We start from the raw sequence: 25392 nt of genomic DNA on the forward strand, positions 1-25392 counted from the left end.
TGCAATAGGCTCCACATACGACGGCATGACGGCCGGTCAGACCCCGGTGGTGACCGGCGGAGAGGTGGCACCCGCGATGGTGACCGGCCCGCCCGTGGAGGGCACCTGCCAGGTCTGGTGGGCCGAGGTCGGGTCACCGGACGACGAGCGCCTGCTCGCCCTGCTGTCCGCGCCCGAACGCGACCGGCACGCCGGGTTCACCGACCCGCACTCGCGCGCGACACACCTCACCGCCCGGGCGCTGACCCGGCTGGTGCTCGCCGGGATGCTCGACACCCCGGCCACCGGGTTGCGCTTCGAGGCGGTGTGCCGACAGTGCGGCGGTCCGCACGGCAAGCCGGCGCTGCGCGTACCCGCCGCACCGGTGACGTTCTCCGTCGCGCACTCCGGCCGGTGGTGTGCGGTGGCGTTCGCCGGCCGGACCGAGGTCGGGGTGGACGTCGAACGGATCGCGGTACGCGGACGGGACCTCCCGTGGCGCGCCCTGTCCCCGGTCGAGCGCGCGGTGGTCGCGGCCACCGCCGACCGGGACCGCACGGCCGCCTTCATCCGCTACTGGACCAGGAAGGAGGCACTGGTCAAGGCGACCGGAGACGGCCTGACCGTCGACCCAGCAACGATCACGGTGTCCGCACCGGACCAGCCGGCCCGGATGCTGCGGTGGACCGGCGCGTCCGCGCCCGCCACCCGGCTACACCTCGCCGACCTGGCCGCCCCCACCGGGTACGCCGCCGCACTGGCGAGTCTCGGCAGAAACCTTGTCGTGTCCACTCACGACGGCAATTCACTGCTCGACCCGATCCGCTCCGGTGTGGCGGGTTTCGCATCGACACACATTTCCAATAAGTTGCTGACCTAGCGCGACCGGGTGATCTCCTTCCGTGCCCGGACACCGGGGACGCACCCGCACCGTCACGTCCACCGAACCCCCCAGGAGAGGGATCTGATGTCTGACGACACTCGCACGTCGCCAGGAACCGACACCGACACGGTGTCGGCGCCTGCGCCGGCCGCGACGCCACCCGACGAGTTCGTACCACCGGTCACCGGTCGCAAGCGCACCCTCGCCCTGATCGTGGTGCTCACCGGGTTCGTGCTGGACCTGCTCGACATCACCATCGTCAACGTGGCGCTGCCGTCGATCCGGGACGGCATCAACGCCACCGCCTCCACCATGCAGTGGCTGGTGGCCGGCTACGCGCTCGCCTTCGCCTCGATGCTGATCATTTCCGGTCGGCTCGGCGACATCGTCGGCGTACGGCGGATGTTCCTGATCGGTGTCGCCGGCTTCACCTTCACCTCGCTGCTCGCCGGCATGGCCCAGTCGCCCGAGCAGCTCATCGTGCTGCGCTTCCTGCAGGGCGCGATGGGCGCGGTGATGGTGCCGCAGGTCTACACGCTGATCCAGTTGCTCTACGCCCCCAAGGAACGCGGCCGGGCGTTCGCCGCGCTCAGCGCCGCGCTCGCCTTCGGTACGGTCGGCGGTCCGCTGGTCGGCGCGCTGCTGACCACCGCGAACGTGGGCGGCCTCGGCTGGCGCATGATCTTCCTGGTCAACGTCCCGATCGGCATCGCGGCGTTCTTCGCCGCGCGGGCGCTGCTGCCCGAGTCCGAGCGCAACCGTGGGGAACGGCTCGACGTGGTCGGCGCGACGCTGATCACGGCGGCGGTGATGCTGATCGTCTATCCGCTGGTGCAGGGTCGCGAGCACGGCTGGCCGCTGTGGACGTACGCCATGATGGTCGCCGGTCTGGTGGTGTTCGCGCTGTTCGTGCTGCACCAGCGCTCCCGCACCGAGTCGCCGCTGGTGCCGCTGTCGCTGTTCCGGCACCGCTCGTTCAGCTCCGGCCTGGTGGTGGTCTTCCTCTTCCAGGGCGCGGTGATGTCGTTCTTCCTGGTCATCACGATCTACGTGCAGATCGGCGTGGGCTACAGCATCCTGCGCGCCGGCCTGGCCGGGCTGCCCTGGGACATCGCGGTGCCGCTGCTCGGCTGGCTCTCCGCCCGCTGGATCACGCCGAAGCTCGGTCGGGTGGGCCTCCAGCTCGGGTTGGTGCTGCTGATCGCCAGCATGTTCTGGTTCATGTGGGTGATCGACAGCACCCCGCAGGTGACCATCTGGCAGTTGCTCGTGCCGATGTTCATCGGCGGTGCCGGCATGGGTATGACCTTCCCGCCGCTGATGGGGTACTCCCTGCACGACGTGCCCGGGCATCAGGCCGGATCGGCCTCCGGGGTGGTGAACGCCAACTACCAGATCGGTGTGACGCTGGGCATCGCCGCCTGCGGCACGCTCTTCTTCAGCCTGATCGCCGCCAACGCCCCCACCGCCACCGACGACGTGGGACCGCGTCTGCGGGCGGACCTGGTCGCCGTCGGTGTCGCCGAGGGCCAGGCCGAGCAGATCGGGCAACGTTTCCGGGACTGCGTGACCACCCAGCTCGGCGCCGCCGACCCGACGCTGCCGCCGACCGGTTGCGACAGCGCGACCGTGGCCGCCGGCGGCGGTGACCGGGCCGTCGAAGTGATCGAACAGCGGTCGTTCGAGGCCAGCCAGATCAGCTTCCAACGGGCCATGGTCGGCACGCTCTGGTTCAGCGTGATCAGCTTCGCGCTGGCCCTGCTGGGTAGCTTCCTGCTGCCTCGCCGCTGATCAGGTTCGGCCGACACGAACAGCGGCCCCGGTACCTCCGTCGCGGAGGGTACCGGGGCCGCGGTGTGTCGCGGGTCGGATCAGCCGAGCGCGGTCCGGTAGGTCGCGATGGTCCACACGTGGCCCTGCGGGTCCTGGCAGGTGAACTCGTACGAGTCGTGCGGCTTGCTCTCCGGCGCGAGCAGGATCTCGGCGCCACCGGCGACCGCCTTGGCGTGCAGCGCGTCCACCTCGGTGTCGGTCTCGACGCGGACGAACGTGCCGGCGGTGGCGGCACCGAGCGCCCTCGGCTCGCCGAGCCGCAGCTGACCGTTGGCCGGGTTGATCATGATCAGACCGTGGTCACCGATCTTCAACTCGGCGTGGTACACGTTGCCCTGGCCGTCGTCGAAGACCCCGAGCGTGGTGAAACCGAACGTGTTCACCAGCCACTCGATGGCCTTGGCCGGGTTCTCGTAGGCGATGTAGGGGGCGACGGTGGGCGGCACGGAGGAATCGGCCATGGGTCACTCCTCGGAGTCGATACGGCGAGCCTGTCAGGACGAACAATCACTCTATGTGCTCTTTGCGTCCGGCGGACGACATGAAGCCGACGTTCTGTCGTCGACGGTCAGTCGAGCTTCGGGGCGTAGCTGCCGAAACCCCACAGGTGGCCCTCGAGGTCGCGGACGACGTACTCCCGCGAGCCGTAGTCGGTGTCGGTGAGCGGCATGACCACCTCGGCGCCGGCCGCCACCGCCCGGTCGTGGTGGGCGTCGACGGCGTCACCGACGTAGACGTAGACGCCCTGGCTGGTCATCGGCAGGTCCCGTGGGCTGGCCATGGGCAGGCTGGACGAGCCGGCCGGACCGAGTTGGAACGTGCCGATGCCCCACCGCAGCTCGGCGTGCACCACCTGACCCTCGCCACCGGTGGTCTTCTCCAGCAGCGTGAACCCGAAGGCGGAGCAGAGCCAGTCGATGGCGGCACCCGGGTCCCGGTAGCGAAGGAAAGGGATCACCGGCGCGACCACATCGGACATGTGTGGATCCTCCTGATGTCGACAGACGACATCCACCCTACCCAGCCGCCTCCGGCCCAGACAGCCGACACACCCGGGTCAGCGCGGTCGTACCAGCAACGGTAGCTGGTCGTACGAGCGCAGGCTGGCGTGTCGGCGCCGGACCGGCGGCCCCGCCGGTCCGAGGATCTCCACCGTCCGCACCAACCGCTCGAACACGATCACCGACATCAACCGGGCCATCGCGGTGCCGAGACAGTGGTGCAACCCGCCGCCGAATCCGAGATGCGGGTTGGGGTCACGACCGACGTCCAGGCGCTCGGCGTCGGCGAACACGGTGGCGTCCCGGTTGGCGGCGCCGAGCAGCAGCAGGACGGTCCGACCCGCCCGGATCTTCACGCCCTCCACCTCGACCGGTTCCCGGGCCACCCGGATGACGTTCTGGATCGGGGCGTCGTACCGCAGGAACTCCTCCACCGCGGTGGGCACCAGGCCCGGGTCGGCGCGCAGGCGGCGCAGTTGGTCCGGGTGCGCGAGCAGCGCCGCGACGCCGTTGGAGACCAGGCCCATGGTGGTCTCGAAGCCGGCGTGGAACAGGAAGAGCATGTTGTCCACGAAGTCGGCCACGGACAGCCGGTCGGTGGCCGACTCCTCCCAGTACATCCCGGCCAGCGTCGGTCCGCCGGGCTCGTCGCGGCGGGTGGAGAGCAGCTCGCCGAGGTAGTCGTGCAGCCACGGCAGCGCGGCGTTGATGTCGTGCAGGTCGGCCGGGGTGAGGTTGGCCGCGTCGAACACCTTGGCCAGCGAGATCACCCTGGTCAGCACCTCCGGCCGGTCCTCGGCCGGGATCCCGATCAGGTCGCACACCACCCCGACCGGCAACGGCACCGCGAGGTCGGTCACCACGTCGAGGGTGCCACGTTCCAGGGCGGGGTCGAGCAGCGCGTCGGCCGCCGCACCGATGTGTCCGTTCAGCCGGCGCGCCACCGGGGTACCGAGCGCCCTGCCGATGAACCGCCGCAGTCGGGTGTGGTCAGGCGGGGTACGGGTCAGCACGATCCGGTCCAGGAACTCCGCGCCCGGCCCGTCGCCGAGGGTGATCCGCATGTACTCCGGCGGCATCCGGCTCTCCAGCCGGCCCTCGCGCAGCAGCGTGGACACCAGGGAGTGCCCGGTGACCAGCCACTGACCCAGCTCGGCCCGGGACAGCGGGCCGCGTTCCCGCAGTTGCGCGTAGGCCGGGTACGGGTCGTCCTGGGTCGCCAGGAACGCCGCGGACAGGTGAGGACGCGCGGTCTCGGCTCGCATACAGAGCACTATCCGGGAGAGCCTGGCGAGCGGCAAGACCCTACATACATCTATCGCCACAGTCGACAAGGTCCACGGGCTGTTCTAGGCTCGGTCCGTGGCTCAGCTCGTGCGTGAGGAACCCGCTTCCGTCGGTCAACGCCTCCTGGCCCTGATGGACCACTACCGGGGACGGGACAGCGCTCTCAACGAACAGGTGCTGTGGCGCCTGCGTGGTCCGTACGACCACGAGGCGATGACCCGGGCGGTGGCCGCCCTGACCGCCCGGCACGAGCCGCTGCGGACCACGTACCCACGGGGTCGCCGGATGCGCCAGCAGATCCACGAGCCGCGCCCGGTGCCGGTGCCGGTGACCGACGTGTCGGCCGAGGCCGACCCGGCCGCCGCCGCCCGGGAGATCGTCGCCACGGAGGTGGCAGGCGGGGTCGACGCCTCGGTGTGGCCACTGCGACCACGGGTGGTCCGGCTCGACCCGGAGCACCACCTGGTGGTGCTCACCCTGCACCACTACTGCTCCGACGACTACTCCAACGCGTTGCTCGCCCGCGACCTGCGGGCGCTGTACGCGGCCGAGACCGGCGAGACGGTCGACCTGCCCGCCCCGCAGTGGCAGTACGCGCAGTGGGCCCGCTGGCAGGCCGAGCAGCTCTCCGGTGCGAACCTGGAGCGGCTCACCGACTACTGGACCGGCAAGCTGAGCGGCGCGCGTCTGGTGGAGCTGCCGGCCCGCAGGCGGCGTCCGGTGCCCGAGGGCGAACCGCCGTGGATCTCGGTCGAGCACTACGTGGACGCCGAGACCACGGCCGCCCTGCGACAGCTCGCCCGTCGGCACCGCACCACGCTGTTCCCGGTCACGCTGGCGGTGTTCTACGCCCTGCTGTACGCCGAGACCGGCGCCGACGACCTCACCGTGGCCTCGCTGTTCGCCAACCGTGGGCAGCCGCAGGTACGCGACACCGTGGGCTTCTTCGCCAGCATGGTGTTGCTTCGGGAACGCTTCACGCCGGACACCACACTGAGCGACCTGATCGCCCAGGCCCGGACCACCGTGATGGACGCGATGCGGCACCAGGACCTGCCGCACCAACTGCTCCCGCCGGACACCGTGGCGGGCGGCACCGGGCGCACCGACGACGTGCTGTTCCAACTGCTCGGCAGCCTGATGACCCGGGCGGACATGGCCGGCGAGGAGCTCGACGACATGGAGGCCCAGCTCGAACGGCGGCGCTTCGCGCTGGAGTTCGTCGTGGTGCCGCAGGGCGACCAGCTCTCCGCCCTGCTGTTGTGTTCCCGGGCGGAGTTCGACCCACTGTGGGCGGACACCTTCGTCCGCGACTATGTCACCCTGGTGCGACGCGCGGTCGCCGACGCCGACGTCCCGCTCGCCCGGCTGCGCGGCGCACCGGTGACCTGAGCCCGCCGGTCCGCTCCGGGCCGGCACGACCCGGAGAAGGCCGGGATGATCACTGAGGACGAGGTCCGGCGGATCGCGCTGGGCCTGCCCGAGGCGCACGCGCCCCGACGTCTGGTGGCGGCGTTCGACGCGGCGCGTCCGGGCGAGGGTGATGTCGGGTAGCCGGCTCCCCCGGCCGACCGGAACAGGCGACATCCGACAACGCAATTGATTGAAGCCGCAATTATCGACGTCGCACGAATCGAGCCATTCCCGACCGACGTGGCACCGTCGACCACGAATGCAAATTGCAGATCTCGCCGCGCGGATAATCCGGTTAAGTCTTTCTGAATCGGACCGAAACGGCACACATATATTTTCGGACCGACCGCCCCGCACCCCCGCAGATCCGGTCAGCCCCGATTGCGCCCGGCGAGTGGACCGGGGCACCAGCGCACCACCCGCGCCTCCGCCACCGCCGGTCGTGACCTGCGCCGACGCACCAGGAACTGCAGGTGCAGCCGCAGCATGCGGCCGATCTGCTCGGACGCCACGCCGCGCCCGCTGCGCCGCCCCTCCAGCATCGCCCGCTCCGCCCCGCAGCGCACGACCACCGCGGCCCCCGCCGCGCTCGCACCGGCCGCGACGTCGACGAGCGAGGTGAAGCCCACCTCGTCCACGCCGGTGACGTCGGTCAGGTCCAGTTCCACCTGGTCGGGCAGCAGGTCACCGTGGTCCAACATGTACTCGGCGACGCGGGTGACGTACCCCGCCGTGCTCCGATCCACGCTGCCGCTGACGGAAATCGCTACGGCGGTTCGACTCACCCTCCGGGCCTTGACCATAGGCAACACAATTCCCCCCTCCTGCTGATCTCACACCATAGAACGCACTCGCGCGGCATGGGAATAACCGATCGGCTTCAATACTGGTACGTCCGCGTGCTATCTGCGGCTGATGATTCTGATGGACCACAATGCACGTTACTTTCCGTGCCTACACAGGAAGATCTCCGGCCGCCCGACCCCGGCCCCGGGCGCTGGCCCGGGGCCGCGACGGTGAGCAGCGTCTTCGACCTGGAGGCCAGGACACGCGTACCGCGTGGCAGCGGGCGGAACCACGGGTGCCCGTTCGGGCGCAACGGTCACCGCACGTGATCGACCTCCGACCATCGGCGGAACATCCGACAAAAGTCGACGGAGCCCCTGACCGGCACGGATCGGACGTCCCGACCGAGCCGACGGAGTGTGTGGTGTGTCGTCATCGCTCTTGCCCGACGGCGGCAACCCGACAGACACTAGGCAGATGAGCGCACCGACCCTCGCACCCCGGTTCGACGCCCTGGACCCGAACGTCGTCGAGGACCCCTACCCCGAGTACGCCCGGCTGCGCGCCGCCGGCCCGCTGTGCCGGATCGGGCCGGGTAGTTGGGGTGTCACCCGCTTCGCCGACGTGGTGGCCCTGCAACACGATCCCCGGCTGGGCAGCGAGTTCCCGGCCGGCTACCACGAGGTGTCCGTGGGCGACGGCCCCGCCAGTGCCTTCTTCCAGCGCATCATGCTCTACCGCGACCCGCCGGACCACGTGCGGCTGCGCCGGCTGATGAGCCGCGCGTTCAGCCCCGCGGTCGTCCGTCAACTGCGGTCCTACGTCGAGGAACTGGTCGACGAGATGCTCACGCCGGCTGTGGCGGCGGGTCGGATGGACCTGGTCCCCGAGCTGGCCTACCCGCTGCCGGTGCGGGTGGTCTGCCGGCTGATGGGCATTCCGCCGGAGTCCACCGACGACGTCCGTCGGCACGCGATGAACCTCGGTCGCGCCTTCACCGCCGTGGTCCCCGAGCACGCCCGCGCCGACGCCGACGTGGCCGTACGCTGGCTGCGCGAGCACATCGGCGACCTGCTCGACCAGCGTCGCTCCCGCCGGGGCGACGACCTGCTCTCCCGGCTGCTCGACGTGGAGGAGTCCGGCGACAGCCTGAGCCACGACGAGATCGTCGACAACACCGTCTTCTCGTTCTTCGCCGGCTTCGAGACCACCGTACACATGATCACCACCGGCACCGCCGCGCTGCTGGCCCACCCGGACCAGCTCGACCGGCTACGGGCCGACCCGTCCCTGGCGACCACCGCGGTCGACGAGTTCCTGCGCTGGGACGCCCCGATCCAGGGCACGGCCCGCTACGTGCACGAGCCGATCGAGATCGGCGGGCGCACGGTCCGCAAGGGGCGGGTCCTGGTGCTCATGATCGGCTCGGCGAACCACGACGAGCGCCGGTTCACCCGGCCGGACCGGCTGGACGTGGGCCGCACCGACAACCCGCACCTCGCCTTCGGGGGCGGCGCCCACCTGTGCCTCGGTGCCTTCCTGGCCCGGATGGAGGGTGCCGTGGTGTTCGACCGGCTGGCCCGCCTCGCCGTGCTCGAACCGGACGGCCCGACCGTACGCGAACGCGACACCCCGTTCCGCGCGTACGCGTCGGTGCCGATCCGGCTCGGCTGACGGACGGCCGACAGCGACCGGCGACAGGACCTCGGCTCGGTCACCGCCCTGTCGCCGGTCGCTGTGGAGCGGGCGTGCTCAGTCGGCGGGCAACGCCTCGATCGCGGTCAGCGTGGGTGTACCGATGACCTGGGTCAGTCGCAGCCCGGCCCGCTCCAGCAGCCGACCGGTCTCCTCGGCGCTGCGGTGCGCGCCACCGGTGAGCACCATCGCGTGCACGTCGAAGAGCTTCGCCATGTCGAAGGCGTCCCCGGGCGGGAGCACCGCCTCCAGCAGGACCAGCCGCGAGTCGGGCCGCATCGCGGCGCGCACGGTGCCGAGGATGCGCGCCGCGTCGTCGTCGTCGAAGCCCGGCAGCACGGTCTTGAGCAGGTAGCCGTCACCACCGGCGGGCACCGCGCCGAAGGCGTCGCCGGGCACCACCTCGCAGCGGTCGGCCACGCCGGCCTCGGCCAGCACCTTCGGCGCACCGGCCACCACGTGCGGCAGGTCGAACAGCACCCCGCGTACGCCGGGGAAGCGGGTGAGCAGGCCGGCCAGGAACCCGCCGGTCCCGCCGCCGACGTCCACCAGGGTGCCGAACCGACGCCACGGGTACGCCCCGAGCACGGTCCGCAGGTGCAGGTGGTTGACGCTGCGCATCCAGTCGTCGACCCGGGCGCTCTCCTGCGGGTGGTCGGCAAGGTAGCTCCAGTAGTCCTGGCCGTGCACGTGCCCGAAGGCCGGTTCCCCGGTGCGCAGCGTGTGCCCGATCGCGGCCCAGGCCCGCACGTCGGATTCGAGCAGCGTGAAGCTGTCGCGTAGCGACATCGGGTGGTCGCCGCGCAACGGCTCGGCCAGCGGGGTGAGCGCGAAGGTGGCGTCGGCGACCTCGCTGAACACGCCCCGGGCGGCCAGCGCCCGCAGCAGGCGCAGCAGCGCCCCGGGATGCGCGCCGGCCGAGGCGGCCAGCTCCGGCACCGGTCGCGGACCGTCGACCAGCAGGTCGGCGATGCGCAGGTCACAGGCGGCCCGCAGGGCGAACGGGGTGATCTGGTCCCCCAACTCGCCGAGCCGGACCACGGCGGTCAGGTCGAGATTGCGTCGGGTGGCCGTCATGCCAGTCTCCCCCTTCGGATACGCAGCCGCTCACCGGCGAACTGCAACAGGCCCAGCTTGTCCAGTCCGGTGCGGACCGGTTCGGTCATCAGGCCGATCTGCCCGAGCGCCACCGCCACCCGCGAGAACACCGCCTGCCGGTACTTGATCATCAGGTCGTGGTTGGTGGCGAAGGCGACGCCCTCGGCTCGGTTGACCTCCAGCCGTTCCCAGATGTCGTCGAGCAGGAACCGCCGACGGATCAGGGCCGCAGCGTCCAGGACCAGCTCCTCCCGCTCGGCCCGCTCGGCCGTGGTGAGCTGGTCGTAGAGCCCGGAGAGGGAGAGCACGCCGAAGGTGACGTGCCGGGCCTCGTCCCGGGCCACGAGATGGGTCAGCTCCTTGATCAGCGGATCGTGGAAGCTGCTGTTGGAGAGCCGGAACGAGGCCATCGCGATCGCCTCGACCATGATCTGCATGCCGAGCGCGGTGACGTCCCAGCGCGAGTCGGACAGGACGTCGGTGAGCAGTTCCCGCAGCGGCTCGGAGACCGGGTACGGTTCGGGGATCTTCTCCCGCAGGTACCGGGAGAAGACCTCCACGTGCCGGGCCTCGTCCACGGCCTGGGTGGCGGCGTAGAACTTGCTGTCCAGGTCCGGCACGGTCTCCACCAGCCGGGCCGCGACGATCATCGCGGCCTGCTCGCCGTGCAGGAACTGACTGACCATCCAGGACTGGAACTCCCAGCGGAACGCGTCCCAGGCCCGGGGACCACGCGGCGCGAGCGGCGACTCGGCGAACGCGGCCATCGCGAAGGCGGAGTCGTCCGGCAGCGGTTCGCCGAACGGCACCGGCACCGACCAGTCGACGTCGGAGACCTTCCACTGGGCTTCCTTGGCCCGTTCGTAAAGCGCCACGAGCCGTGGATCGGAGGCTTCGTAGTCCCAGGTGAGTGTGGTGTCGACGCGGGCCGGCACAACAAAGCTCATACGACACAAGGTACCCAGAGACCTCACCGATGCCAATGCGGTGACGCTATGGTCCGTGCGTGGAGACACAACAGACACCAGCTTCCGTGGCCCAACGACTCCTCTGGATGATCAAGCACTACCGCACCGACTTCGGTGCGCTGAGCTGCCCGCTGCTGTGTCGGCTCACCGGTCGGGTCGACGCCGACGCGCTGGACGCCGCGTTGTCCGCCCTCACCGTCCGGCACGAGTCGCTGCGCACCACCTTCACCGGTCGGGGCGCGCGGTTGGCCCAGGTGGTGCACCCGCCGGCACCGGCCGCCGCCCGCCGGGTGGACCTGTCCGACCGGCCGGACCCGGCCGCCGCCGTCGACCAGGCGGTACGCGCCGAGCTGCGGACCGCGATCGATCCGACCGAGTGGCCGTCGCGCAGCACGCTGTGGCGGCTCGGGCCGGACGAGCACGTCCTCTGCCTGAACCTGCACCACCTGGTCACCGACGCCTGGTCCACCGGCATCCTCTTCCGGGACCTCGGCGTGCTCTACGCGCAGGCCATCGGGGTGCCGGCGCGACTGCCCGCCACCGGCTGGCAGTACGCGGAGTTCGTCCGCTGGCAGCAGGAGCTGCTCGACGGCGACGGGTTGCGCCGGCACCGGGACTACTGGCGGCGGCAACTGACCGGCAGCGAGCTGCCGGCGGTGGGCACGTCGGCAGTCGCCGCTACGCCGTCGGACGGTCCATCCACCTCGGACGTGGCGGTCGACCTGGACCGGGAGGCGGTGGCCCGGCTGCGCGCGGTGGCGCGTACCCAGCGGAGCACCCTGTTCGCGGTGCTGCTGGCGGTCTTCTATCACCACCTGCACCGCATCACCGGTCAGGACGACCTCGCGGTGGCCTCGATGTTCGCCAACCGGTCGCGTCCGGAGCTGCGGGAGACCGTCGGCCTGCTGGCCAACATGGTGCTGCTGCGGGCGAAGGTCGGGCAGGCCGAGACCTTCGCCGACCTGGTCGGGCAGGCACATGCGGCGGCGATCGGCGCCTTCACCTACCAGGACCTGCCCTACCAGATGCTGCCGCTGGACGTGGTGCAGACCGGCGGCCGGCGCGCCGACGACGTGCTGTTCAACGTGATGGCCGAGGTGCAGCACCGGACGGTGTCGGCGGGCGTCGGCTTCGAGCTGCTGGTGCCGCCGGGGCTGGGCAGCCGGTTCCAGTTCGAGCTGGCAGTGGCCCCGGTCGGTACGGCGGACCTGCGTGCGGTCTTCTACCACAGCACCGCCGCGTACCCGCCTGCCGAGGCGCAGGCGTTCCTGACCGGCTACGCGGACCTGGCCGCCCGGCTGGCCGCCGAGCCGACCGCACCGCTGCGGACCAGGCGCGGCGGCTGACACCACGACGGAGAAGCGCCACACAACACGACACTGGCGTCACACACTCTTGACACCGCATCCGGGTGCTGAGAGGCTTCGACCAGCCCTACCTGGTAGCGCGCAGGGAGCGGGGGTGCCTGTACCCGCCGGACGCGACCGCTCACACGACCACTGCTGTGACAGGAAGGTCCACATGCCACTTCACCTGCACTGGTTCCTCCCGTCCCACGGTGACGGCCGTGAGGTGGCGAAGACCCCGCAGGGCGCGCCCGTCGACCCGGCGGACAACGTCCGGCGCGCGCCGGACATCGACTACCTGGCGCAGGTGGCAGCGGCCGCCGACCGGTTCGGTTTCACCGGCGCCCTGGTGCCGACCGGGCTGTTCTGCGAGGACCCCTGGCTGGTGTCGGCCGCCCTGGCGGACCGGACCCGCCGGCTGCACTTCATGGTCGCGGTACGCCCCGGCTCGGTGGCCCCGACGATCGCCGCGCAGATGGCCGCCACCCTGCAACGCCTCTCCGGCGGCCGGTTGCTGCTCAACGTGGTCACCGGCGGCGACCGCGACGAGCAGTTGCGCTACGGCGACTGGCTCGACCACGACCAGCGCTACGCCCGGGCCGAGGAGTTCCTCGACGTGTTCGGCCGCGCCTGGTCCGGCGGCACGTACGACTTCGAGGGCACCCACTACCGGGTCCGGGCCGGGCGACTGACCCGGGCACACCCGGTCACCCCGCCGGTCTTCCTCGGCGGCTCCTCGGCCGCCGCGCACGACGTGGCCGCCCGGCACGCCGACGTCTACCTGGCCTGGGGCGAACCGCCCGAGCAACTCGCCGCCCTGGTGAAGAAGGTCCGGGACCGGGCCGACGCGCAGGGCCGCGAGCTGTCCTACGGCTCCCGGTTCCACGTGATCAGCCGGGACACCGCCGAGGAGGCGTGGGACGTCGCGCACCGCCTGGTGGCCGGGATGCACCCGGACACCATCGCCGCCGCCCAACGGCGCTTTGCGCGCACCGAGTCCGAGGGGCAACGCCGGATGGCCGCCCTGCACCAGGGCCGCACCGAGAGCCTCGAGGTCTATCCGAACGTGTGGGCCGGCTACGGGCTGGTCCGCCCGGGCGCCGGTGCGGCGCTGGTCGGCAGCCACGTCGAGGTGGCCGACCGGATCGAGGAGTACCACGCCCTCGGACTGGACCATCTGATCCTCTCCGGCCAGCCGCATCTGGAGGAGGCGTACACCTTCGGCGAGGGTGTGCTGCCGATCCTCCGCAGGCGGGGACTGCTGGCCGAACCGGAAGGAGACCGGTGACCGACCTGCGGCAGCACGCGCCCGAGCGGATGATCCCTCCGACGGATCCCCGGTCCGTACCGACCACCGTCCTGATCGGCAACCCGCGCCGGGGCTCGCGCACCCTCACCGTGGCCCGGCACGTGACCGGCGCTCTGCGTACCGGTCTGGCCGACCTCGGCGTACACCTCGGCGAGCCGCACCTGGTCGACCTGGCCGAGCTCGGCGCGGACCTGCCGTCCCGGCTGATCGCCGGCACCGCCGCCCACGCGCCCCTGGAACGGCTGGTCGCCCGGGTCCGCGGACCCGGCCTGCTGGTGGTGGTGAGCCCGACCTTCAAGGGTTCCTACACCGGCCTGCTGAAGCTCTTCCTCGACATGCTCCCCCGCGAGGGCCTGCGACCGGGCACGGTCGCCGTACCGGTGACGACCGCCGGCTGGGCGCAGCACCGGTACGTCGCCGACGCCCAGCTTCGACCACTGCTGGTGGAGTTGGGCGCCGTGGTGCCGGTCCGCGGTCTGGCGGTGCTCGAGGAGGAGTTCGGCGACCTCGACGCGGCGGTCGCCGGATGGACCACGGCCGCGGTGCCGGTGCTCGCCGCCGTGCTGCGTAGTTGCCAGACCCCGTCTGTGGGACCGCACCGACCCGCGGAACCCGTTCCCGTCCATCAACCCGCACAGCTCCGGTGAGCCGGGCGATCCGGAAGGAAGTAGCGACCATGAGTGAGCAGACCCCGACGGTCGTGGGGCCGAAGCAGTCCGACGAGCAGATCCGCGCTCAGGTCCAGGCCATCGTGCTCGACCTGGCGCCCAACCCCGACGGCCTGCGTGGGGAGGAGACGGCCCTGGTCCAGGACCTCGGCTTCCACTCGCTGGCCCTGATGGAACTCGCCTTCGCGCTGGAGGACGAGTTCGACCTGGAACCGATCGACGAGAAGACGGCCCGGTCGATCACCTCCCTCGGCGCGGTGCAGGAGCACGTGCTACGCCGGATCGCGGAGCGTGACGCCGGGGCCTGATCCTCGCCAACGGCAACGGCCGGCCACCCACAAGGTGGTCGGCCGTTTCGTCGGCCGTTTCGTCGTCCGCCGGGTGCGACGTCGGCGGGCGGCGGGCGGGACGGCGGCGGCGGGCGGGACGGCGGCGGCGGGCCGGAACGGCGGGGTGCTCAGCCGATCAGCCGGTACAGCCGGTGGAAGCGGTCGTCGATGGGCAGTTGGGTGACCGCCACGAATCCGGCCTCGGTCGCGAGGTCCCGGACGGCGTCCGGGCGCAGCGCCGTGCCGGTGCCGGCCGAGGGCTGCTGACTGCGGCTCGCCGGCAGGCAGTGCAGCACGCTGGTGGCGTACTGGAAGCGTTCGATCTCGTCGGCCGGTGCGGCGAACCGCTCCGCCACCCGGGCGTCCAGCACCAGCACACTGCCGCCGTCGGCGCACAGCCGCCGGCAGGCCCGCAGCACCTCCACCGGGCGGGCGATCTCGTGCAGCGCGTCGAAGAGGCAGACCAGGTCGTACGTGCCGGCCAGGTCGGGATCGGCGGCGTCCCGGGCGGCGAAGGTGACCCGGTCGCTCAGCCCGGCGTCCGCCGCGTGCCCGGTGGCGTCCGCGATCACCTCGGGGTCGATGTCGTACCCGTCGACGGTGATCCCAGGGAAGGACCGGGCCAATCCGATGCCCGCCCAGCCCGCGCCGCAGGCCACGTCCGCTACCCGGGCCGGGGTGCCGACCAGTCGGGTGTGGATGTCCGGGGCGTGCCGGCGCAGCCAGCCGGCCATCTGGTGGGTGAACATCGCCCGGTTCGCCCCGGCGTGCCCCTCCCGCCAGTCGACGCCGTAGACCGCGTCGGCCACGCCGTCGCCGCTGCGGTACGCGGAAAGCAGCGCCGGCAGCGCCGCCGCCACACCGCCCAGCGGCAGCACGGCCAGCGCCGACATGGACAGCGGGCTGTCCGAGACGGTCAGCACCTCGGCGTGCGCGGCGGGCAGCGTGAACACCCGCTCGTCGGCCGGGGCCGAGGCGTCGTCGACGGTCAGGACACCGGCCACCGCCTGCTGTTCCAGCCACTCGCGGGCGTACCGAGGGTCGACCCCGACGCGGGCGGCGATCTCCCCCACCGTGCCGGGTCCCTTGGCCGCGAGGTCGTCGTAGAGCCCGAGGCGGACACCGAGATAGGTGGCGAGCAGTTCCTGGGTGGCCAGCAGCGAGGTCCACATCCGGACCGCGAAGACCCGAGCCTGCGGGTCGACGGGAGTCGTCATCGGTATCCCCTCCGGCGACACATGTGTGTGTTGTTTTCTCGACACACTCTATCCACGCGGGCGCGCCATGGACAGCACCCGGCGGCGGGAGATAGCGTCCGAACACGACACACCGAACACAGGAGGGGGCCGACGTGAACCCAACGCTGTCCCGGGTACGCGAGCTGGCGTCCCGAGTGGCGAAGCACGCCGAGGAGATCGAGCAGCGGCGCGGCCTCCCCGACGACCTCGTGGACGACCTCCGCGCGGCCGGCTGCTTCCGGATGTTCGCTCCCGCCAGTCACGGCGGCGACCAGCTCGACCTGCCGGACGTACTCGCCGTGCTGGAGGAACTCGCCCGCGCCGACGCGGCCACCTCGTGGACGGTGGGTCAGGTGGCGCTGTCGCACCTGATCGTGCGGTGCGGTCCGGCCGCCGCGCTGGACGAGGTCTTCGCCGACGGCGCGGACACCCTGGTCGCCGGTGCGGTGGCGCCCAAGGGCCGGGCCCGTACCGGCGACGACGGCTGGCGGGTGACCGGCCGCTGGCCCTTCGTCACCGGGTGCCCCCGGGCCGCCTGGTTCTATCTGAACTGCGTGCTGGTGTCCGGTCGCAGCGTGCCGGTCGGCCCGGACGGGGCACCCGCCACCCGCATCCTGTTCGTCCCGGCCCGCGACGTGCGCGTTCTCGACACCTGGCAGGTGCTGGGGCTGTGCGGCACCGCCAGCCACGACGTGACGGTCGACGACGCGCGGGTGCCGGAGCATCTCGCGGTCTCCCCGCAGGACGATGACGCCGCGCACCGCATCGCACAGTCCAGCCTGATCATCGGTGCGGTGGCGGTCGGTCTGGCCGACGGCGCGCTGACCGACCTGGTGCGCCTGGCCGCCGACGGCAAACGTCCGGCGCTGAGCGCGCGGCGGCTCGCCGACTCGCCGGTCTTCCTCGACCGGCTGGGCGAGGCGCAGACCATGCACCGGGCGGCCCGGGCGCTGCTGTACGCGGAGGCGGCCGAGGCCACGACGGCACCCGACTCCGCGTCGCCGGGTGGCCGGGCCCGGCTGCGCGCGGCGGCGGCCCAGGTGACCAGCCTCTGCGCGCAGGTCGTCGACGCCACGTACACGTTGTCCGGGGGTACCGGGGTGTACGACACCTCGCCGCTGCAACGGCGGATGCGGGACATGCGTACCGCAACCCAGCACTTCGTGGCGGGTCGCGACTCGTACGCCACGTTGGGCGCGCTCGCGGTGGACGAGGAGACGTCCGCCGGGCCGCGCTGACCCGAGTCGTCGCGGGGCCGGCCGTGGACCGGCGCCGCTGAGAGCACATCGTCTGTGGAGGTTCCAATGAGTGAGTTGTTCTCGGTCGCCGGCAAGACGGCACTGGTCACCGGCGGCACCCAGGGCATCGGCCGGATGATCGCGGAGGGTTTCGTCGCCGCCGGTGTGCGGGTCTACCTGACCGCGCGGACCAAGTCCGACTGCGAGGACGTGGCCCAGGAGCTCTCGGCCGGCGGTGGGACGTGCGTGGCGATCCCCGCCGACCTCTCCGACGAGTCGGAGTGCGTCCGGCTGGCGCGGGAGATCGGCGAGCGGGAGTCCGCGCTGCACATCCTGGTGAACAACGCGGGCACCGCCTGGACCGCGCCGGTGGAGCAGTTCCCCGCCAACGCCTGGGACAGCGTGCTCGACCTGGGCCTGAAGGCACCGCTGTTCCTGGTGCGGGAGCTGGCCGGACTGCTGCGGGCGGCGGGCACCGCCGAGGATCCGGCACGCATCGTCAACATCGGCAGCGCGGACGCCCAGCGGGTGCCGGAGATGCCGACCTACTCGGCCGCCGCGGCCAAGGCGGCGATCCACCACATCACCCGGATGCTGGCGCACGACTTCGCGCCCACGGTGACCGCGAACGTGATCGCGCCGGGCAGCTTCCCGTCCCGGATGATGGCCGGCGTGCTGGAGGCGATGGGTGAGGAGATCGCCGCGGTGACGCCGTTGCAGCGCATCGGACGGCCGGACGACATCGTCGGCACCGCCATCTACCTGTGCAGCCGCGCCGGGTCGTACGTGACCGGCACGGTGGTCACGGTCGACGGCGGGCTCTCCACCGCCCGGACCGGATACGTGCCGGGCCGGTTCCTCACCGACGAGCAGTGACGGGGCGACCCGCCGGAGACCGCGCGGGGGCCGGGTGTCCGATCGGACACCCGGCCCCCGCGCCGCGCTCAGTTCTTCGGCTTGGGCGGTACGTGCAGGCCGAAGGCGAGCCCCTGGTTGTCCCGGCACTCCGCGAACGCCCCCCACTCCTCGGTGGCCGGGCGCATCGGCTCGACCTCGCCGCCGAGTTCCTGCACCCGCTTGATGGCGGCGTCGATGTCGTCCACCCGGAAGTAGAGGTAGTGCTGCGGCGGCCCGGGATCGCGGTGGAAGCCGCCCGGCACCGCCGCCTCCCCGGTGTCGATCGACCCACCGTGTTCCTGCGCCTGCACCTTCCAGCCGAACAACTCGGCATAGAAGCTGCTGGCCACCGCGACGTCCGGCACCCCGAACTCGAAGTACGACAGCTCTCCTGACACGACCGGCCTCCTCGGTCAAACGATCCGGTGCGCCCACCGACCGACCGTCCGGACGGGGGGCTATCTAACGCAACAAACTACACTAGGATTCGACCCAACATACTCCGCTGACCGTCGCCAACGGATGGCGCGCCGAGCCGGAAGAGGTGTCACCACGTGCCCGTCACCGCCGCTCCGACCGAACTGATCCCGGACACCGCCGCCCTGATCGGCGCCACCCGTACGGCCACCACCACCGGCGGCGTGCACGAGCACGTGTATGCCGCCGACGGACGCGTCACCGCCGCCGTGCCGCTGGGCGGCGCCGCCGAGATGGACGCGGCGGTCCGTGCCGCAGGCGAGGCCCTCGACGGCTGGCGGGCCACTCCCGGCAACGTACGCCGGGACCTGCTGCTCGCCCTGGCCGACCTGGTCGAGCGGCACGCCACCGAGCTGGGTGCGTTGCAGACGCTGGAGAACGGCTGCCCCCGGCAGTTCGCCTCGGTGATGCCCCGGGTCGCCGTGGACCACCTGCGGTACAACGCCGGATGGGCGGACAAGGTCGGCGGCGAGGTCGTCCCGACGTGGCCGGTGCGGGCCGTCGACTACACGCTTGACGAACCGTACGGCGTGGTGGCCCTGATCATTCCCTGGAACGGCCCGCTGGTGTCGGTCGCGCAGATGCTCGGCCCCGCGCTCGCGGCCGGCAACACCATCGTGCTCAAGCCCTCCGAGCTGGCGCCGTTCACCGCGTTGCGCATCGGTGAGCTGGCGCTGGAGGCGGGTTTCCCGCCCGGCGTGCTCAACGTGGTGCCCGGCGGGGCGGCCGGCGGCGAGGCGCTGGTCCGGCATCCGGGCGTGGACAAGGTGCACTTCACCGGCGGCGGCACCACCGCCCGGCGGATCCTCGCCACCGCCGCCGAGCGGCTCCTGCCGGTGGGTCTGGAACTGGGCGGCAAGTCGGCCCACGTCATCTTCGCCGACGCCGACGTACGGATGGCGGCCCGGCTGGCGATGAGCGGCGTCGTCGCGCTCAGCGGCCAGGGCTGCGCCAACGGCACCCGGGTGCTGGTGCACTCGTCCGTCTACGACGAGGTGCTGCGGACCGTCGCCGCCCGGCTGGCCCGGGTGCCGCTCGGTGATCCCGCGCAGGAGCGCACCATGATGGGCCCGGTCGTCAGTGAGCAGGCGTGCCACCGGATCCTGGGCGTGGTGGACCGGGCCCGGGACAAGGGCCAGGGGCGGCTGGTGACCGGCGGCGAACGGCTCGGCGGCGATCTCGGCGACGGGTACTTCATCGCGCCGACGGTGTTCGGGGAGGTCGACCCGGACAGCGAGCTGGCGCAGGAGGAGATCTTCGGGCCGGTGCTGGCGTTCACCTCCTTCGACACCGAGGAGGAGGCGATCCGGCTGGCCAACGGCACCCGCTACGGACTCGGGGCGTACCTGCACACCACCGACCTGCGCACAGCGCACCGGGTGAGTCGCGCGGTGGCGGCGGGCAGCGTCTGGGTCAACGGGGTACCCGGCGTGCTGCCGTCGGCCCCGTTCGGCGGGGTGCGGCAGAGCGGCTGGGGCCGGATCGGCGGCGAGGCCGGCGTCCGGGAGTTCCTGCGGCCGAAGAACGTCTGGATCGCCGCCTGAGGTCGTCCCGGCTCCGGCCGGGACAGCCCGGAGACCGTTGACCCGCCTGGCGGGCGGTCGTCGGCCGCCCGCCGACGGCTACAGCCGCCAGGACCGGGTCGCCTCCTGCTCGGCCCACATCCGCGCGTACCGCCCGTCGCGGGCCAGGAGGTCGTCGTGCCGTCCCACCTCGACGACCTCTCCACCGTCGAGGACCACGATCCGGTCGGCGTGCCGCACCGTGCCCAGTCGGTGCGCGACCACCAGCACCGTACGGTCCCGGATCAGGCCGGACAGGGCCTGCTGGACGTGGCGCTCGTTGGTGGCGTCCATCGCGGCGGTCGGCTCGTCCAGCAGCACGATCGGTGCGTCCTTGAGGATGGCCCGGGCCAGCGACAACCGCTGCCGCTCCCCACCGGAGAGCGTGGCCCCGCCCTCACCGACCAGGGTGTCCGCGCCCTGCGGCAGCCGGGCCACGATCTCGTCCACCCGGGCCTGCGCCGCCGCGCGGTCCACCTCGTCGTCGTCGGCCTCCGGCCGTCCGAAGCGGATGTTGTCCCGCACCGACTCGCTGAACAGGTAGCTGTCCTGGAAGACCACGGTCACCGCGTCGAAGAGGGTCCGGCTGTCCAGCTCCCGGATGTCGACCCCGCCGATCCGGATCGTCCCGGCGTCCGGCGCGAAGAACTGGGCCAGCAGGTGCAGGCAGGTGGTCTTGCCGGCGCCGCTGCTGCCGACCAGCGCGGTCACCGTGCCCGTGGTGGCCTCGAAGCTGACCGACCGCAGCGCCGGGCGGGACGCTCCCGGATAGGTGTAGGAGACGCGGTCGAACTCGACGTCGTGGCCCTGCGGCGCCGGTCCGGCCCGGACCTCCGCCGGCACCGGTTCGGCCAGCAGCGCGCCGAGCCGGTCCACGGCCGCCTCGCCGACCCGCAGGCTCTCGGTCTGCTCGCCCATCGCCCGCAGCGGCCCGTGGATGCGCAGCGACAGCACCGCGAACACCAGGAAGGTGGCCGGCGCCAGGTCGCCGCCGATCAGCAGGAAGGCCCCGGCCAGGAGCACCACCGGCAGCCCCAGCTCGATCACGGTCAGGAAGAGCACCAGCGGGACGACCAGCTTGTTGACCAGCCCGATGCTCGCCTCCCGGTGCCGGACCAGGGCCTGCGCGAGGCGACTGGAGCGCTCACCCGTGGCGCCGTGCGCGCGGGCCACCGCGATGCCCGAGACGTACTCCTGGAAACGGGCCGCGGCCTGGCCGCTGGCCTGGGCGCGTTCCGCCGCGAGCCGGGCGAAGGTCCGCTGCGACCAGGCGTAGACCAGCATCGCCAGCGGGATGGTGGCCAGCGCGGCCAGGCCCATCCGCCAGTCCTCGACCAGCAGGCCGACCGCGATCACCAGCGGCAGCAGGGCCGCGCCGATGATGGTGGGTACGGCGCCGAAGACCACCGGCTCCAGCTCGCTGAGATGGTGCGTGACCAGCGCGGTGAGGTCACCGGTCTGCCGTTTGGTGTGGTAGCCGAGCGGGAGCCGACGTAGGTGTTCCAGCGCCCGCAGGCGCAGCTCGCCGAGGAGTTCGAAGGAGGCCACCCAGCTCTGCCGCTGGGCGAGCAGGTCGAAGCCGAACTGGCCGACGGTCGCCGCCACCACGGCGGCGCTCCACAGGAGCACCTCGCGTTGGCTGATCGGCGGTCCGCCGAGGTTGGCCTCGCGGAGTCGTTGCAGGACCACGACGAGCAGCCAGATCGGCACCGCGATGCAGACCGCCGCCGCCATCCGGGCGGCGATCCCCCACAGTTGCTGACGACGCAGCCGGGGATCGGACAGCTCCCAGAGCCGGCGGATCAGCGCCACGGTGCGTCCGGCCACCGTACGGACCGGCGGGGCGTCCTGCTGACCGCCGAGGGGTGAGGTCAGGGTGCTCATCCGCGCGCTCCGCTCCGCTCGTCGCTGGCGCCGAGACTCCATCGGGCGCTGGTGGTGGCGTCGGCCCAGAGCCGCGCGTACGTGCCGTCGGCGGCCACCAGGTCGTCGTGGCGGCCCGTCTCGACCGCTCGGCCGTCGGTCAGCACCACGATCCGGTCGGCGTCCCGGATGGTGCTGAGCCGGTGCGCGATGACCAGCAGGGTGCGTCCGGTGGCCAGGTTCGCCACCGCCTGCTGGATGGCGATCTCGTTCTCCGGGTCGGTGGAGGCGGTCGCCTCGTCCAGCACCACCACCGGCGCGTCCTTGAGCAGGGCGCGGGCGATCGAGATGCGTTGCCGCTCGCCGCCGGAGAGGGTGGCGCCCCGCTCACCGACCACGGTGTCGTAGCCCTGGGGCAGGGAGAGGATGAAGTCGTGGCAGCGCGCCGCGCGGGCGGCCCGGTGCACGGTCTCGTCGTCCAGGTCGGGGCGGCCCAGGGTCAGGTTGGCCCGGACCGTGTCGTGGAACAGGAACGGGTCCTGGAACACCACCGCGACCGTGTCCATGAGCTGGTCGACGGCCATCTCCCGGACGTCGACACCGCCGACCCGTACGCTGCCGGCGTCCACGTCGAAGAACCGGGAGACCAACCGGGCGACGGTGCTCTTGCCCGAGCCGCTGGGGCCGACGACGGCGGTGACCCGGCCCGCCTCGGCGTGGATGCTCACCCCGTCGAGGGCGCGCCGGTCGGGGGTGTAGCCGAACGAGACGTCCGCCAGCTCGACCGAGGCCGGGCCGAGCGGCACCCGGCGACCGGTGTCCGGCAACGCCGGGCTGTTCAGCAGGGCGGCGATCTCGTCGGCGCCGAACCGCACCTGGCGCAACTGCGAGCTGTAGCCGGTGAGCTTGGTCAGCGGCGCGGTGTAGCCGAGGGCGAGCAGCAGGAACAGCAGCAGGGTGGGCACGTCGACCGCGCCGTCGCGATAGAGCCAGAGCCCCACCGGTACGACGACGGCCACGTTGGCCGCCATGATCGTGAAGTACGCGGCCCCGCCGGGCAGGAAGGCCAGCCCCCAGCGGGTCTCCGAGTCGACGTACCGGCGGACCGCGTCGGTGGCCCGGGCCACGGTGTCGGTCTGCCGGTTGAACACCTTGACGGCCTTGATGCCGTGCAGGAACTCGGTGACCGTCTGGTTCATGGCCATTCCGGCGCCGTGCCACTGCGCCACCCACGCACCGGAGCCCCGGGTGGCGTGCCGCATCGCCAGCATGGCCAGCGGGACGACCGCCACCGCCGCCAGCGCCAGCCGCCAGTCGATGACGAAGAGCCAGACGGTGGTGGCCGCGACCACGGTCAACGCGGCGACCGCGTCGGGCAGCATGTGCGCGACGAAGACCTCGATGCGTTCGACGTCCTCCATGGCGAGCTTGCCGACCCCGCCGCTGCCGCGCCGGGTCACCTCGCCCAGCGGCAGCACCGAGACGCGTTCGGCGATGCGCTGGCGCAGCCGGTGCAGCAGCCAGTACGCGCAGACGTGGCTGATCGCCAGGGCTCCGCCCATCAGCGCGGTGCCGGCCGCGATGGCGACCAGTGCGACGACGGCGTACCGGATCAGGGAACCGCCGTCGGGATCCGCCTCGGTGACCAGCTCGACCGCGACCCGGTAGGCCATCAGGTAGGGCACGAGTTGGAACGCCACCGCCGCGACGGCGAGCAGCACGGCCGAGGTGAGTCGGCCTCGTTGTGCGCGTACCAGTGATCGGAGCAGTTCGCGGCCGCCACCACCGGCGTCCGTGTCGGTCCCGGCGGCCATCGCCCACCCCGTCTCGTCGGCGGTCGTCGGTCCCTTGAGGACCTCCCGAGCGGTGTAATGGTAGTCGTTATCGATGTCGTGAGACAGGTTCCCCGCGCGCAAATGTCGCCGACGGTGGGCCGACCGACCGCTCAGGGTGATCGACACCTGTCCGAACGGACCACCCCGGGCAGCGCCTCGACCGTCCGAGCAAGGTTCTCCCGCGCCGATTGAACCGATGCACCGCCGCCACCCGTACGTCTTGGGCGAAGGGAGAGGCCCATGAAGCGCATGACCCCGTTGCTCACCCTCCTCTCGGGGGCGGTGACGGCCGCCGTGCTGTTCACGATGAGTGCGCAGGCTTCCCCGCCGGGAACCCAGCCCGCCGCCGGGAACGGACCACCGGTCGCCGCGCCGGCACCGTCGACCGGGATCGAGGCCGATGTCGAGGACGACGTCGAGGACGAGGTGGACGACCCCGCCGAGCCGGAGGTCGACCCGGACGCCCCGGACGGCGCACGGCCGGGCGTGACCTCGCCACCGGCCGGCCGGGACCCGTCGTCGGCCGGTTCCGAGGTCAACTCGGTGGAGCAGAACTGGATCGGCGAGCTGGAGAACGGCGCCACCATCGCGATCACCGTCAAGAACGGCAAGGCGGAGGCGTACGTCTGCGACGGCCGGGAGATGGAGGTCTGGCTGTCCGGCACGGTCCGCGACGGCAAGATCGAGCTGACCGGCAAGGACGCCAAGCTCTCCGGCGTGATCCGGGGCGACGTGGCCAGCGGCGAGATGATCGTCGGCGTACGCCGGTGGAAGTTCACCGCCCGGCCCGAGCAGAAGACCGACGACAGCCCGGTGGTCAAGTCCGGCTCCGGCACCGCCCCGGCGATCTACCGGGCGACCGAGGACATCCGTGCGGCCGGCATCGACGGTGGCTGGATCATGCTGCCGGACGGTACCCAGATCGGGATCGTCACCTGGAACGGCAAGCCCATCCCGGCACCACCGCTGGACCCGGCCTTCTTCACCACCAAGGTCAACGGGGTCACCATCACCGCCGCGCCGGTCGTCCCCGGAGCACGGTGATGTCCCAGCACCGCCACGGCAGCGTGCGGACCGTGCCCCGCCGCCCCCGGGAGCCGTCCATGGAGGTGATGCGCGACTTCGACGGCCCGCCGCCGAGCGCTCCGGCGCCGCGTCCCTCGATGGTGGTCCCGCTGCTGGTCGGGGCGGGGGTCGCGGTGGCGTTGGGGGTGTACGGCCGCACCCACACCCCGACCGGCATCGCGGTCAACGTGGCGGGGTTCTCCTCGCCGCTGACGGTGAAGGTGTGGCTGGGCACCGGCGCGGCGTTCTTCGCCGTCGTCCAACTGCTCTCGGCGCTGTCCATGTGGGGCCGGCTCGGCGGGTTCTCCCCGTCCTGGGCCGGTGCCGCGCACCGCTGGTCGGGACGGATCGCCTTCCTGCTCACCGTGCCGGTCGCGGTGCACTGCCTGTACGCGCTCGGTTTCGCCGACTTCGACACCCGGGTGCTGATGCACTCCCTGCTGGGCTGCTTCTTCTTCGGCGTGTTCGCCACCAAGATGCTGACCCTGCCCAAGCGTGGTCTCGCCGGGTGGGTGCTGCCGGTGGTCGGCGGAGTCGTGTTCGTCGCCCTGATCGGCGTCTTCCTGACCTCGTCGGTCTGGTACTTCACCACGTTCGGTTTCCAGCTCTGACGGAAAGGCAC

At 71.9% G+C, this 25392-nt stretch carries 23 protein-coding genes; 13 read left to right on the top strand and 10 right to left on the bottom strand.

The window, feature by feature from the left end:
* Window positions 1–25: 25 nt before the first annotated feature.
* Together ABT008_RS08075 and ABT008_RS08080 are read left to right on the top strand one after the other, a co-directional pair.
* Window positions 26–859, top strand: coding sequence for a 4'-phosphopantetheinyl transferase family protein (locus ABT008_RS08075; protein ID WP_350694669.1), 834 nt, complete (start codon window positions 26–28; stop codon window positions 857–859).
* An 87-nt stretch (window positions 860–946) separates the two neighbouring features.
* Entirely contained in the window at window positions 947–2653 is a 1707-nt protein-coding gene (locus ABT008_RS08080) for an MFS transporter (protein WP_350694671.1), read from the top strand.
* An 80-nt stretch (window positions 2654–2733) separates the two neighbouring features.
* On the opposite strand, the gene ABT008_RS08085 is transcribed toward ABT008_RS08080, so the two are convergent.
* From ABT008_RS08085 to ABT008_RS08095, 3 genes are all read right to left on the bottom strand, one after another.
* A complete protein-coding gene (locus tag ABT008_RS08085) occupies window positions 2734–3156 on the bottom strand; it encodes a VOC family protein (protein WP_350694673.1) in 423 nt (140 codons plus the stop codon).
* Between the two features lie 107 nt (window positions 3157–3263).
* Window positions 3264–3674 (bottom strand): VOC family protein, encoded by a 411-nt coding sequence (locus ABT008_RS08090; RefSeq protein ID WP_350694674.1) that lies wholly within the window; start codon window positions 3672–3674, stop codon window positions 3264–3266.
* A 78-nt stretch (window positions 3675–3752) separates the two neighbouring features.
* Window positions 3753–4961, bottom strand: coding sequence for a cytochrome P450 (locus tag ABT008_RS08095; protein ID WP_350694676.1), 1209 nt, complete (start codon window positions 4959–4961; stop codon window positions 3753–3755).
* 154 nt (window positions 4962–5115) lie between these two features.
* On the opposite strand from ABT008_RS08095, the gene ABT008_RS08100 reads away from it, so the two are divergent.
* The gene (locus ABT008_RS08100) at window positions 5116–6375 is read left to right on the top strand and encodes a condensation domain-containing protein (protein ID WP_502890376.1); all 1260 of its coding nucleotides are present in this window, start codon (window positions 5116–5118) and stop codon (window positions 6373–6375) included.
* A gap of 392 nt (window positions 6376–6767) precedes the next feature.
* Here the strand turns inward: ABT008_RS08100 and ABT008_RS08105 are convergent, their stop codons facing one another.
* Window positions 6768–7199: an STAS domain-containing protein gene (locus ABT008_RS08105; RefSeq protein ID WP_502890367.1), complete on the bottom strand. Its 432-nt coding sequence runs from the start codon at window positions 7197–7199 to the stop codon at window positions 6768–6770.
* Between the two features lie 460 nt (window positions 7200–7659).
* Between ABT008_RS08105 and ABT008_RS08110 the strand changes: the two genes are divergently transcribed.
* Entirely contained in the window at window positions 7660–8856 is a 1197-nt protein-coding gene (locus ABT008_RS08110) for a cytochrome P450 (protein WP_350694680.1), read from the top strand.
* Between the two features lie 78 nt (window positions 8857–8934).
* Here the strand turns inward: ABT008_RS08110 and ABT008_RS08115 are convergent, their stop codons facing one another.
* A complete protein-coding gene (locus tag ABT008_RS08115) occupies window positions 8935–9954 on the bottom strand; it encodes a methyltransferase (protein ID WP_350694681.1) in 1020 nt (339 codons plus the stop codon).
* Window positions 9951–10922, bottom strand: a complete 972-nt coding sequence (locus ABT008_RS08120; RefSeq protein ID WP_350694683.1) for a ferritin-like domain-containing protein — start codon at window positions 10920–10922, stop codon at window positions 9951–9953. The genes ABT008_RS08115 and ABT008_RS08120 overlap by 4 nt, the downstream gene beginning before the upstream one ends.
* Window positions 10923–10981: 59 nt before the next feature.
* Between ABT008_RS08120 and ABT008_RS08125 the strand changes: the two genes are divergently transcribed.
* The 4 genes from ABT008_RS08125 (at window position 10982) to ABT008_RS08140 (ending at window position 14574) form a co-directional block, all read left to right on the top strand.
* The gene (locus ABT008_RS08125) at window positions 10982–12289 is read left to right on the top strand and encodes a condensation domain-containing protein (protein ID WP_350694684.1); all 1308 of its coding nucleotides are present in this window, start codon (window positions 10982–10984) and stop codon (window positions 12287–12289) included.
* Between the two features lie 175 nt (window positions 12290–12464).
* The gene (locus ABT008_RS08130; protein WP_350694685.1) at window positions 12465–13577 is read left to right on the top strand and encodes an LLM class flavin-dependent oxidoreductase; all 1113 of its coding nucleotides are present in this window, start codon (window positions 12465–12467) and stop codon (window positions 13575–13577) included.
* Window positions 13574–14245 carry an NADPH-dependent FMN reductase gene (locus ABT008_RS08135; RefSeq protein ID WP_350694687.1) on the top strand — a complete coding sequence of 224 codons (672 nt, stop codon included), beginning with the start codon at window positions 13574–13576 and terminating at the stop codon, window positions 14243–14245. Before ABT008_RS08130 ends, ABT008_RS08135 begins: the two co-directional genes overlap by 4 nt.
* A gap of 29 nt (window positions 14246–14274) precedes the next feature.
* A complete protein-coding gene (locus ABT008_RS08140) occupies window positions 14275–14574 on the top strand; it encodes an acyl carrier protein (protein ID WP_131057237.1) in 300 nt (99 codons plus the stop codon).
* Window positions 14575–14723: 149 nt separating this feature from the next.
* Here ABT008_RS08140 and ABT008_RS08145 read toward each other — a convergent pair whose 3' ends face one another.
* Window positions 14724–15812, bottom strand: a complete 1089-nt coding sequence (locus ABT008_RS08145; RefSeq protein WP_350694689.1) for a class I SAM-dependent methyltransferase — start codon at window positions 15810–15812, stop codon at window positions 14724–14726.
* A 134-nt stretch (window positions 15813–15946) separates the two neighbouring features.
* On the opposite strand from ABT008_RS08145, the gene ABT008_RS08150 reads away from it, so the two are divergent.
* Window positions 15947–17071 carry an acyl-CoA dehydrogenase family protein gene (locus ABT008_RS08150; protein WP_350694691.1) on the top strand — a complete coding sequence of 375 codons (1125 nt, stop codon included), beginning with the start codon at window positions 15947–15949 and terminating at the stop codon, window positions 17069–17071.
* A gap of 66 nt (window positions 17072–17137) precedes the next feature.
* A complete protein-coding gene (locus ABT008_RS08155; RefSeq protein ID WP_350694693.1) occupies window positions 17138–17947 on the top strand; it encodes an SDR family oxidoreductase in 810 nt (269 codons plus the stop codon).
* Between the two features lie 68 nt (window positions 17948–18015).
* Here ABT008_RS08155 and ABT008_RS08160 read toward each other — a convergent pair whose 3' ends face one another.
* Window positions 18016–18366 (bottom strand): VOC family protein, encoded by a 351-nt coding sequence (locus tag ABT008_RS08160; protein ID WP_350694694.1) that lies wholly within the window; start codon window positions 18364–18366, stop codon window positions 18016–18018.
* Between the two features lie 156 nt (window positions 18367–18522).
* On the opposite strand from ABT008_RS08160, the gene ABT008_RS08165 reads away from it, so the two are divergent.
* Entirely contained in the window at window positions 18523–19989 is a 1467-nt protein-coding gene (locus ABT008_RS08165) for an aldehyde dehydrogenase family protein (RefSeq protein ID WP_350694696.1), read from the top strand.
* A gap of 78 nt (window positions 19990–20067) precedes the next feature.
* Here ABT008_RS08165 and ABT008_RS08170 read toward each other — a convergent pair whose 3' ends face one another.
* Entirely contained in the window at window positions 20068–21891 is a 1824-nt protein-coding gene (locus ABT008_RS08170; protein WP_350694697.1) for an ABC transporter ATP-binding protein, read from the bottom strand.
* Window positions 21888–23684: an ABC transporter ATP-binding protein gene (locus tag ABT008_RS08175; protein WP_350694698.1), complete on the bottom strand. Its 1797-nt coding sequence runs from the start codon at window positions 23682–23684 to the stop codon at window positions 21888–21890. The genes ABT008_RS08170 and ABT008_RS08175 overlap by 4 nt, the downstream gene beginning before the upstream one ends.
* A 261-nt stretch (window positions 23685–23945) precedes the next feature.
* Between ABT008_RS08175 and ABT008_RS08180 the strand changes: the two genes are divergently transcribed.
* Both ABT008_RS08180 and ABT008_RS08185 read left to right on the top strand, forming a co-directional pair.
* The gene (locus tag ABT008_RS08180; protein WP_350694700.1) at window positions 23946–24749 is read left to right on the top strand and encodes a hypothetical protein; all 804 of its coding nucleotides are present in this window, start codon (window positions 23946–23948) and stop codon (window positions 24747–24749) included.
* 68 nt (window positions 24750–24817) lie between these two features.
* Window positions 24818–25381 carry a DUF6529 family protein gene (locus tag ABT008_RS08185; RefSeq protein WP_502890377.1) on the top strand — a complete coding sequence of 188 codons (564 nt, stop codon included), beginning with the start codon at window positions 24818–24820 and terminating at the stop codon, window positions 25379–25381.
* The last annotated feature ends 11 nt before the right edge of the window (window positions 25382–25392 follow it).

This window comes from Micromonospora sp. NPDC002389 (genome assembly GCF_040296095.1).
In the GTDB taxonomy this organism is placed as follows: domain Bacteria; phylum Actinomycetota; class Actinomycetes; order Mycobacteriales; family Micromonosporaceae; genus Micromonospora.